This window comes from Streptomyces sp. NPDC014734, from assembly GCF_043083325.1.
Lineage (GTDB): Bacteria > Actinomycetota > Actinomycetes > Streptomycetales > Streptomycetaceae > Streptomyces.
The window spans coordinates 233,415-244,572 of sequence record NZ_JBIBYN010000007.1; the positions used below are offsets into that span (position 1 = coordinate 233,415).

Below are 11,158 nucleotides of genomic sequence, written 5' to 3' on the forward strand. Positions count from 1 at the left end.
GGTCGTGCGGCGCGTGCGGTGGTGCCGCGCGGGCGGACCGCGCAACCGACCGGCCACGCGTGGCGCGATCCCGCCCCTCTGAGCACCGGTTCACGGAAAAGACCGTTTCACTCGGGACCCGCCGGATGAGAACCCGTTCGCCGGGAACGTCCCGCCGAAAACCTGTCACAGCGGCCACGTATCCACCACTTCGTTCCCGATGACGCTTCGCCCCCGGTGGCGGGATTCTGCCATGTACACATCTCGTCCCCCACAACTCTCCACAAACCCCTGTCATTTACGAAAGGGTGAGCGGTCATCCGGTACCGAATTCCGGACTGTCTCTTTCAAATGCAGGGATGCTGATGACCTCCGAGTCCTCCAGTCTCATACCCGGGGCGAGACGAGCGGCCCGAATCGCGGCCGCCGCCGGCCTGGTGGCCGCGCTGGCCGCCACCGGCGCGACACCCGTCTTCGCCGTCGACAACCCCGCGCCCAGCCCCCTCAAGGCCTCCGCCGGGGGCTCCTCGGCCAAGAGCGCCTCGCCGGACAAGCTCGGTGCGCACGACGCCGAGATCCTGGCCAAGGCCAAGGCCAGGGGCGAGAAGAACATCACGATGATGGTCGCCACCGCTCCCGGTGCGACCGCCCAGGTCAGCAAGCAGTTGGACGCCGTCGAGGGGTCCGTGCTGGGGCGCGCGTACGACAAGCTCGGCTACGTACGGGCCACCGTGCCGACCGCGACCGCCGACGCGACCATCAAGGCAGCCTCCAAGCTGTCGTCCGTCCACGGCATCGATCTCAAGCAGGAGATCAAGCTGGACGACCCGACGCCCGCGGGCGACCGCGCCACCGGTGCCGGGGTGAAGGCGAAGTCCACCGGCAGCTACCCGGCGCCGGGCAAGAAGACCCCGGCGAAGAACCCGTACAACCCGTCGTTCGAGACGGGCGCCGTCGACTTCGTCAAGAAGAACCCGAAGGCCGACGGCCGCGGGGTGACCATCGGCATCCTCGACTCGGGTGTCGACCTCGGCCACCCGGCGCTGCAGAAGACCAGCACGGGTGAGCGCAAGATCGTCGACTGGGTGACCGCCACCGACCCGGTCAGCGACGGCGACGGCACCTGGCTGCGGATGACGGACTCCGTGTCCGGCCCGACGTTCACGTACCAGGGCCGCACCTACAAGGCGCCCAAGGGCGACTACAAGATCAGGCTGTTCGCCGAGGCCGCCACCAAGGGCGGCGACATGGCGGGCGACCTGAACCGCGACGGTGACACCACCGACGTGTGGGCCGTGCTCTACGACCCGGTCACCGGTACCGTCCGCGTCGACCTGAACGACGACGCCGACTTCACCAACGACACCGCCCTGAAGCCGTACAAGGAGAAGCACCAGGTCTCCTACTTCGGCAAGGACGACCCGCGGACCGACGTCGTCGAGCGCGTCCCGTTCACCGTCGAGACGCGCAAGAGCGTCGTCTACAACGCGGCGGGCGACAAGGCCGACTTCGTCAACATCGGTGTCATCGAGAGCGAGCACGGCACCCACGTCGCGGGCATCACCGCCGCGAACGGCCTGTTCGGCGGAGAGATGAACGGTGCCGCGCCCGGTGCGAAGATCGTCTCCTCGCGTGCCTGCACCTGGGACGGCGGCTGCACCAACATCGCGCTCACCGAGGGCATGATCGACCTCGTGGTGAACCGCGGCGTCGACGTCGTCAACATGTCGATCGGCGGTCTGCCGCCGCTGAACGACGGCAACAACGCCCGCGCGGAGCTCTACAAGCGCCTCGTCGACATCTACGGCGTCCAGCTGGTCATCTCGGCCGGCAACGACGGCCCGGGTGTCAACACCATCGGCGACCCCGGCCTCGCCGACCACGTCATCTCCGTCGGCGCGTCCATCTCCAAGGAGACCTGGGCCGCCAACTACGGCTCCAACGTCACCAAGAAGTACGACATGATGCCGTTCTCCTCGCGCGGTCCGCGTGAGGACGGCGGCTTCACGCCGACCCTGACGGCCCCGGGCGCGGCGATCAACACCACCCAGACCTGGCTGCCGGGCGGCCCGGTCAAGGAGGCGGGCTACGACCTGCCGGCCGGTTACTCGATGCTCCAGGGCACCTCGATGGCCTCGCCGCAGGCCGCGGGCGCGACCGCGCTGCTGCTGTCGGCCGCGAAGCAGAAGCACATCGAGCTGCCGCCCGCCGATCTGCGTGTCGCACTGACCAGCACCGCCACCCACATCAAGGACGTGCCCGCGCACGCCCAGGGCGCCGGTCTGATCAACATCGTCGACGCCTGGAAGCTGATCAAGAAGCAGGGCACCCCGGCGCACGAGTACACGGTGAAGGCCCCGGTCGACACCGCGATCGACTTCGCGCTGAAGACCCCCGGCTTCGGCACCGGCCTGTACGACCGCGAGGGCGGTCTCAAGGTCGGCCAGAAGAAGACCTACGACGTCAAGGTCACCCGCACCACGGGCCCGGACAAGGCCGTCAAGCACAAGCTGTCGTGGAAGAACAACGACGGCACCTTCAAGCTGGTCGGCTCGTCGACCGTCTCCCTGCCGCTGGACGTGCCGGTCACCGTCAAGGTGCAGGCGAAGCCCGGCAGCACGGGCGTGCACAGCGCGATCCTGGAGGTGGACGACAGCAAGACCGCCGGGGTGGACCAGCAGATCCTCACCACGGTCGTCGTCTCCACGGAGCTGGTGAAGCCCACCTACGCGTTCAAGGCGTCCGGCTCGGTGCAGCGCAACAGCAGCGACTCGTACTTCCTTACCGTTCCGGAGGGCGCCAAGACCCTTGAGGTCGCCCTCGGCGCGCTGCGCTCGGGCAGCCAGACCCGCTTCATCTCGATCCACCCGTACGGGGTGCAGATGGAGGACAGCTCCACGATCTTCTGCTACCCGAACTACGAGAACCCGGCCAACACCTGCCGCCCCGACGTGCGCTCCTACAAGGACCCGCAGCCGGGCGTCTGGGAGATCGAGGTCGAGGCCCGCCGTACGTCGCCGCTGCTGGACAACCCGTACAAGCTGGATGTCTCGCTGCTCGGCGCCACCTTCGACCCGGCGGTGCAGACCATCGCCGAGGCGAAGGTCGGCACCCCCGCCGCGGTGACCTGGAAGGCCACCAACAACGCCGGTGACCTGGTGGGCTCGCTCAAGGGCGGTTCGCTGGGCTCGGCCAAGGTCGACAAGCCGTCGATCAGGACGGGTGACGAGCAGGAGTACACGGTCACCATCGGCGAGGGCGTCGAGAAGCTGGACATCGCCATCGGCGGCACCTCGGACGCCAACGCGGACCTGGACCTGTACATCTTCAAGGGCACCACCCAGGTCGGCAAGTCGACGACCGCCGGGTCCGAGGAGTCGGTCAGCCTGGTGAAGCCCTCCGCCGGCACGTACACCGTCGTCATCGACGGCTACGACGTCCCGGCCGGGACCACCACGTACGACTACCGCGACGTGTACTACGCGCCGTCGCTCGGCACGATCAAGGTCGACGAGTCGAAGGCCCTGAACCTGGCCAACGGCGCCTCGGCCCAGATCACCGCCGAGGTGGCGGTCGCCGGAGCGGCCCCCGAGGGCCGGCAGTTCTTCGGCGAGGTGCACCTGGTGAACGGCCGCGGCACCGCGGCCGGCACCGGCAGCGTCGTGATCGAGAAGGTCACGCAGTAGCCGTCGCAGGCATGTGATCCGTACGACAGTGGGGCGGGGACTCGACAGGGCCCCCGCCCCACTGCCATGCGCCCCGCTCCCGGCCTGCCGGGCGGACGCTGTCCGCAGAGCGGACAATGGATTGGACAAGGAAGCCGTGGACATACGCATCATGGAACGGCAACCGTGCCAGTTCGTACGTTTCGAAGGAGTTCCTGTGAAGGTCGGAATCGTCGGCGCCACCGGTCAGGTCGGCACAGTCATGCGCAGCATCCTGGCCGAGCGTAAGTTCCCGGCCGACGAGCTGCGGCTGTTCGCCTCCGCGCGCTCCGCGGGCTCCACCATCGAGTGGGAGGGCCGGGAGATCACCGTCGAGGACGCCTCGACGGCCGACTACACCGGACTGGACATCGTGCTCTTCTCGGCCGGTGGCGCGACCTCGAAGGCGCTGGCCGAGAAGGTCGCCGCCCAGGGCGCCGTGGTGATCGACAACTCCTCCGCCTGGCGCAAGGACCCCGAGGTCCCGCTGGTCGTCTCCGAGGTCAACCCGCACGCGATCGCCGACCGGCCCAAGGGCATCATCGCCAACCCGAACTGCACCACGATGGCCGCCATGCCCGTGCTGCGCCCGCTGCACGACGAGGCCGGGCTCCAGGCGCTGACCGTCGCCACCTACCAGGCGGTGTCCGGATCCGGGCTGGCCGGCGTCGCCGAGCTGCACGGCCAGGCGTCCAAGGTCGTCGCCGAGGCCGACCGGCTCACCCACGACGGCGGGGCCGTCGACTTCCCCGAGCCGGGCGTCTACAAGCGTCCGATCGCCTTCAACGTGCTGCCGCTGGCCGGCTCGATCGTCGACGACGGCTCCTTCGAGACCGACGAGGAGCAGAAGCTCCGCAACGAGTCCCGCAAGATCCTTGAGATCCCGGGGCTGAAGGTCTCCGGCACCTGCGTCCGGGTGCCGGTCTTCTCCGGCCACTCGCTCCAGATCAACGCGCGCTTCGCCCGCCCCATCGGTGTCGAGCGCGCCCACGAGCTGCTGAAGGACGCGCCGGGCGTCGAGATCTCCGAGATCCCCACCCCGCTCCAGGCGGCCGGCAAGGACGCCTCGTTCGTCGGCCGGATCCGGGTCGACGAGACCGTGGAGAACGGGCTCGCGCTCTTCGTCTCCAACGACAACCTCCGCAAGGGAGCCGCGCTGAACGCGGTGCAGATCGCGGAACTTGTCGCGGCCGAGCTGAACGGCTGACATCACCGGGCACGGGAGGGGCGGCCGGCGCGGGCATCCACCGCGCCGGCCGCCCCTCCCGCCTGTTCGCGGCGGGTCCGCTCCGGCCGCGTCGCTCCGGGGGCCGACGTGGAAGGATGACCGAAAACGTCGCATACCAAGGAGATGACCGCGTGCCTGGCACCAATCTGACCCGCGAAGAGGCACAGGAGCGGGCGCGCCTGCTGACCGTGGACGCGTACGAGATCGATCTCGACCTCTCGGGAGCGCAGGAGGGCGGCACCTACCGGTCCGTGACCACCGTGCGCTTCGACTCCGCCGAAGCCGGTGCGGAGACCTTCATCGACCTGGTCGCCCCGGCCGTGCACGAGGTCGAGCTGAACGGCACGGCGCTGGACGTCGCGGCGGTGTTCCGCGACTCGCGCATCGCGCTGCCGGGCCTCGTCGCCGGCTCCAACGAGCTGAAGGTCGTCGCCGACTGCGCGTACACCAACACCGGCGAGGGCCTGCACCGCTTCGTCGACCCGGTCGACCAGCAGGCGTACCTGTACACCCAGTTCGAGGTTCCGGACGCCCGGCGCGTCTTCGCGAGCTTCGAACAGCCCGACCTGAAGGCGACGTTCCGGTTCACCGTGACGGCCCCGGAGGGCTGGACGGTCATCTCGAACTCGCCGACGCCCGAGCCGCGCGACAACGTCTGGTCCTTCGAGCCGACCCCGCGCATCTCGACGTACATCACGGCCCTGATCGTCGGCCCGTACCACGCGGTGCACAGCAGCTACGAGAAGGACGGCCGGACCGTCCCGCTCGGCATCTACTGCCGCCCGTCGCTCGCCGAGTTCCTGGACGCGGACGCGATCTTCGACGTGACCCGGCAGGGCTTCGACTGGTTCCAGGAGAAGTTCGACTACGCCTACCCGTTCGCCAAGTACGACCAGCTCTTCGTCCCGGAGTTCAACGCGGGCGCGATGGAGAACGCGGGCGCGGTCACCATCCGCGACCAGTACGTCTTCCGCTCCAAGGTGACGGACGCCGCGTACGAGACGCGGGCCGAGACCATCCTGCACGAGCTGGCCCACATGTGGTTCGGCGACCTCGTCACCATGGAGTGGTGGAACGACCTGTGGCTGAACGAGTCGTTCGCCACGTACACGTCGATCGCCTGCCAGGCGTACGCGGAGGGCTCGAAGTGGCCGCACTCCTGGACCACGTTCGCCAACACCATGAAGACCTGGGCCTACCGCCAGGACCAGCTCCCCTCGACGCACCCGATCATGGCGGACATCCGTGACCTGGACGACGTGCTGGTCAACTTCGACGGCATCACGTACGCCAAGGGCGCCTCGGTCCTGAAGCAGCTGGTGGCGTATGTCGGCATGGACGAGTTCTTCAAGGGCGTCCAGGCGTACTTCAAGGCGCACGCGTACGGCAACACCCGCCTGCCCGACCTGCTGGGCGCGCTGGAGGAGACCTCCGGCCGCGACCTGAGGACCTGGTCGAAGGCGTGGCTGGAGACGGCGGGCATCAACATCCTGCGCCCGGAGATCACCACGGACGAGAACGGGAACATCACCTCGTTCGCGGTCCTCCAGGAGGCGCCCGCCCTGCCCGCCGGTGCCAAGGGCGAGCCGACGCTGCGCCCGCACCGGATCGCGATCGGCGCCTACGACCTCGACGGTTCCGGCAAGCTGGTCCGCACGAACCGGATCGAGCTGGACGTCGACGGCGAGCGCACCGAGGTGCCGTTCCCGGCGGGCACCGCCCGCCCCGCCGTGATCCTGCTCAACGACGACGACCTCTCGTACGCGAAGGTCCGGCTCGACGAGGAGTCGCTGCGCGTCGTCACCGAGCACCTCGGCGACTTCGCCGAATCCCTGCCGCGCGCCCTGTGCTGGGCGTCCGCGTGGGACATGACCCGCGACGGCGAGCTGGCCACCCGCGACTACCTGGCACTGGTGCTCTCCGGCATCGGCAAGGAGTCGGACATCGGCGTCGTCCAGTCGCTGCACCGCCAGGTGAAGCTGGCCCTGGACCAGTACGCGGCGCCGGAGTGGCGCGAGGCCGGGCTGACCCAGTGGACCGAGGCGACGCTCGCCCACCTGCGCGCGGCACGGCCGGGCAGCGACCACCAGCTGGCCTGGGCCCGCGCCTTCGCGGCCACGGCCCGCACCCCGCAGCAGCTCGACCTGCTGGAGTCGCTGCTCGTCGGCAAGGAGACCGTCGAGGGTCTGGCCGTCGACACGGAGCTGCGCTGGGCGTTCGTCGAACGGCTCGCCGCGACCGGTGTGTTCGAGGAGGACGAGATCGCGGGCGAGTACGCGCGCGACCGGACGGCGGCGGGCGAGCGCCACGCGGCGACCGCCCGCGCGGCCCGCCCCACGGAGGCGGCGAAGGCGGAGGCCTGGGCCTCGGTCGTCGAGTCCGACAGGCTGCCGAACGCCGTGCAGGAGGCGGTCATCGGCGGCTTCGTCCAGACCGACCAGCGCGAACTGCTGGCCCCGTACACGGAGAAGTTCTTCGCGGCGGTCAAGGACGTCTGGGAGTCGCGGAGCCACGAGATGGCGCAGCAGATCGCGGTCGGCCTCTTCCCGGCCGTCCAGGTCTCGCCGGAGACCCTGGAGGCCACGGACTCCTGGCTCGCCTCGGCGAACCCGAACGCGGCCCTGCGTCGGCTCGTGTCCGAGTCGCGTTCGGGCGTGGAGCGCGCCCTGAGGGCCCAGGCGGCCGACGCCGCCGCGGCCAGGGCGTAACGTCCGGCGCACGGAAACGGGAACGGGGACGCCCCGGACCGCGCTTGCGGTCCGGGGCGTCCCCGTCGGGGAGAGTGGGTGAGCCCCGGCGTGCGGGACGCCGGGGCTCACCGGGGAACGGAATCCGGCCGTCAGCCGAAGGCCTTGACCGTCCTCCAGTCCACCGTCAGGACGATCTTCACGGGTGGGTTCGTGTTCGTCCTGGACGGGTTGTAGATCCGTGTCTGGCCGTCGGCGCCGAAGATGGCCCAGATGTCGGGAATGCCGTCGCCGTTGACGTCCGGGATACCGAGCGCGGTGGAGACGTTGGCCTCGCTCCAGCTCGTGCCGTAGGAGACGTCGCCGTTGAGCGAGTTGGCGGCGAGCTTGAGCGAGTTGAGGTCGACTCCGCCGCTGCCGGACCCGGGCTTGCCGTGGCGGACGTACATGTTGCCGTTGTCCAGGTTGCGCCACAGCAGGTCGGGGATGCCGTCGCCGTTGATGTCGGCGATGTTGACGACGTCGCGGCGGGCCCAGGCGTCCACGTTCATGAGGGTCGCCGTCTGGAAGGTCGCGCCGGTGTAGCCGGACAGCACCCAGAGCTCGGGACCGGCTCGCAGCACCAGGTCGGGCAGCTTGTCGCCGGTGATGTCGCCCACTGCCTTGATCTGCGTCCAGGTGGACGGCGCCGGGACACCCGCGGGCAGCCGGACCCGGAGCCGCTTGTCGACGTCGAAGCTCCCGTAACCGTCACCGGGGTAGAGCCAGAACTTGCCGTCCGGGGTGACCGCGAACAGGTCGGTCATGCCGTCACCGGGGTAGGCGTCCGCGTAGTGCGTGATCAGTGCGGCCCTGCCGGTGGCGGGGTCGTACCAGTGGTTCTTCGGATTCGGCTTCTTGTCCGAGGCGTACGCGGCGTTCAGGCAGCCGTACAGCTCGCCGCCGGCGCTTCCGGCACAGTTCTGCAGGTTGCCCACGGCGTCGACGAGCAGCAGGTCGGGGATGCCGTCGCCGTTGGTGTCACCGGGGGCGTCGGCCCGGTCGCGGGGCGGGACGTAGAACGCGTAGTCCGACCGCACGCTCTTGTTGCCGTAGGTGTCGTAGGCGTAGACGCTCATCCAGTTGGGGCCGGCGTGCGGCGGGCTCAGGGCGGGGATGGTGGCCCTGCCGTTGGCGTCGGCCGTCACGTAGGTCCAGTCCAGGCCGTCGACGGCCCACTGGAACTTCGCCGCGTCCGGGGAACTGAACGTCATCGCGCCCTTCCCGCCGAACTTCACCGTCGCCCAGGTCTGGCCGTCGGAGGTGGCCTCGGGGAAGACCTCGCTCTCGATGGTGGGCTGTGCCGGGGCGGTGGCGTCGATGACGATCCGGCAGGGCTCGGTGCCCGGCGGGAAGTACGTGGAGACCAGGCCGCCCGAGTCCTCGGAGCGCACATCCCACGAGTAGGTGGTCTTGTCCTCCAGCGGGAACGTGGCGGGGATGGTCACCGTGGCGGTTCCGCCGGAGTTCGGGGTGGCCAGGGTGCCGGCCGGGACGGTGCCGCCGGTCTTCCAGAAGCGGAAGCGCAGCTTGCTGAGGTTGCCGTCGGGGTCCTTGCCGGTCGCCGAGAGCACGATGTTGGTCTTGCCGATCGTCACGCCGGGGCTGGTCTTGCAGGCGCCGCCGGGAGAGGAGGTGCCCTTGGTGGGCTCGCTCGGCGGACGGTTGTAGACCACCTCCAGCGTCGCGGAGGTCGCGCGGAACTTGCGCCAGGTCTCCTTGTCCGACTCGCTGGTGGCCTGCATGCCGAGCGTGATGTTCGACCAGCCCTTGTCGGCGCCTTCCTGGGCGGCGGCCTTCACGTTGAACGCCTCGTAGGCGTCGGGGCAGGAGCTGCTGGACCAGCCGTGCGCGAACGACTTGCGCTGCAGTTCCTTGGCCCAGCTCGGCTGCTTCTTCCACGTCGTGCCGGAGGAGATCGCCCCCGTCAGCCAGAACTGGAACTGCCGGGTGGTGCACGACCAGGAGTGGTTGTTGAGCACCTTGAAGGACGCGGAGGTGATCGTCGCACCCTTCAGACTGGCGTTGTATCCCATGCGCCAGAAGGAGCGGGCGGTGCCATTGGTGTCGGTTTCGTGGCCGACCCGGGCGTCGGAGGTGCCGTTGCTGAAGTTGGTGCCGTTCCAGAAGCTGGTGTTCGGATAGGGCTTGTACGCCGTCGTCCACGCCTGCCACCCGCTGTTGAGCGTCGGGTCGATGAACACCGGGAAGCGGACGTCCTCGTCGGTGAACAGACCGGTGTCGGCGACCCGCAGGCCGAGCCGGGCCGTCCCGGTCCCGTCGCCCTCCAGGCGCGTCGGCACCGGGGCCTGGCGCGCCCCGGGTTCGATGCCGCTCAGACCGGACAGCTTCAGCACGTCGGCGGAGGTGGCGACCGACGTGCGCGGCGCGGACTCGGCGTCCGTGCGTTCGGGGTCGCGGCCGGCCGAGTCCCAGGCGAAGGGCGTCGGGACGGAGCCGATCTCCTCGCCCGCCTTGTCGAGGACCAGGATCCGGGCGCCGTCCTCGTCCGCGCGGAAGACCGCCGTCTTCGAGCGCAGCCCGTACGACACCGCCGCCAGCGCCTCGTTCCGCGCGGCCTCCTTGTTCTTGACGATCAGCAGCTGCCCGAAGCCGCCCTCCTCACGGGCGACGAGCAGCAGGTCGACGCCGGACAGCACCTCCGGGTAGAGGGCCCGGGGGCCGTCGAGCACCGGCTCGGGCAGCGTGCCCGGCCAGGTGTAGGCGACGGTGTGGCCGTCGATGTCGATCTCGGCCAGCACCGACTCCGGCGCGGCCGGGTCCTCGGCCAGCGGAGGACGGGCGTACGAGCGGTCGGCGTGGGCGGAGGTGCCCGGCGTACCGCTGGAGAACCGCACCGGCACCGCGGGGTTGACCGGGCGGACGCCGAGGCCGCCGGCGGCGTCCTTCGTCCGCCGCAGCCGGTTGTCGACCGGTGCCCACGTCCCCTCGGCGTTCTTCGCCCGCTTGCGCACGGCGGTGATCTGGGTGCGCATCTTCCCGTCCGGCCGCGCCCAGGTCAGTGAGGTGGCGGTGGTCGCCGTGTCGACGAGCACCTCCTTGCGGGTGCGCCGGGCCTCGGCCGCGGCGGCTGCCTCGTCACGAGGGCCGGTCGACGCCCGCTTCGCGTCGGTCGCCCCGAGGGGTTTGGCCGTTGGTGGTTCGTCAGGTTGCCACCAGGGCAGCAGCGCGGCGGTCAGGGCGGCCAGGACGAGGCCGAGTGTGAGAGTCAGCCTGGTGCGCGTGCGCACGAACGGACTGAGAAAACGAGGCGGCGCGGACACGGCGGCGGTCTACTCCCATGTGGGCCAGTCGGATTGGGGCAGCGCGGACGGCCCCGGACGGCAAACTACGGGGCATTGACGCGCACACGATCACACGATCTGCACACTCGGTCCACATATGAAGATTTTATGAAGCTGTGACCAAGCGATGAAGATTCCTTGAACTCGGCAAAGGGAGTCGGAACTAAGGCTTTTGACGACCGGACATCCACTGATCAGTCGTGAATTTCCGTTACA

At 69.6% G+C, this 11,158-nt stretch carries 4 protein-coding genes; 3 read left to right on the forward strand and 1 reads right to left on the reverse strand.

Features of this window, described 5'->3' with window-relative positions; translation table 11 throughout:
• The first annotated feature begins 338 nt into the window (after window positions 1-338).
• The 3 genes from ACF1CT_RS14550 to pepN all read left to right on the forward strand — a co-directional run bounded on the left by ACF1CT_RS14550 (window position 339) and on the right by pepN (window position 7,619).
• Complete coding sequence (locus ACF1CT_RS14550; RefSeq protein ID WP_391784152.1) at window positions 339-3,665, forward strand: S8 family serine peptidase; 3,327 nt, start codon at window positions 339-341, stop codon at window positions 3,663-3,665.
• A 196-nt stretch (window positions 3,666-3,861) separates the two neighbouring features.
• A complete protein-coding gene (locus tag ACF1CT_RS14555) occupies window positions 3,862-4,890 on the forward strand; it encodes an aspartate-semialdehyde dehydrogenase (RefSeq protein WP_391784153.1) in 1,029 nt (342 codons plus the stop codon).
• A gap of 152 nt (window positions 4,891-5,042) precedes the next feature.
• Window positions 5,043-7,619 (forward strand): aminopeptidase N, encoded by a 2,577-nt coding sequence (gene pepN, locus ACF1CT_RS14560; protein ID WP_391784154.1) that lies wholly within the window; start codon window positions 5,043-5,045, stop codon window positions 7,617-7,619.
• A 131-nt stretch (window positions 7,620-7,750) separates the two neighbouring features.
• Here pepN and ACF1CT_RS14565 read toward each other — a convergent pair whose 3' ends face one another.
• Window positions 7,751-10,921 (reverse strand): DNRLRE domain-containing protein, encoded by a 3,171-nt coding sequence (locus ACF1CT_RS14565; protein WP_391784155.1) that lies wholly within the window; start codon window positions 10,919-10,921, stop codon window positions 7,751-7,753.
• Window positions 10,922-11,158: the final 237 nt, after the last annotated feature.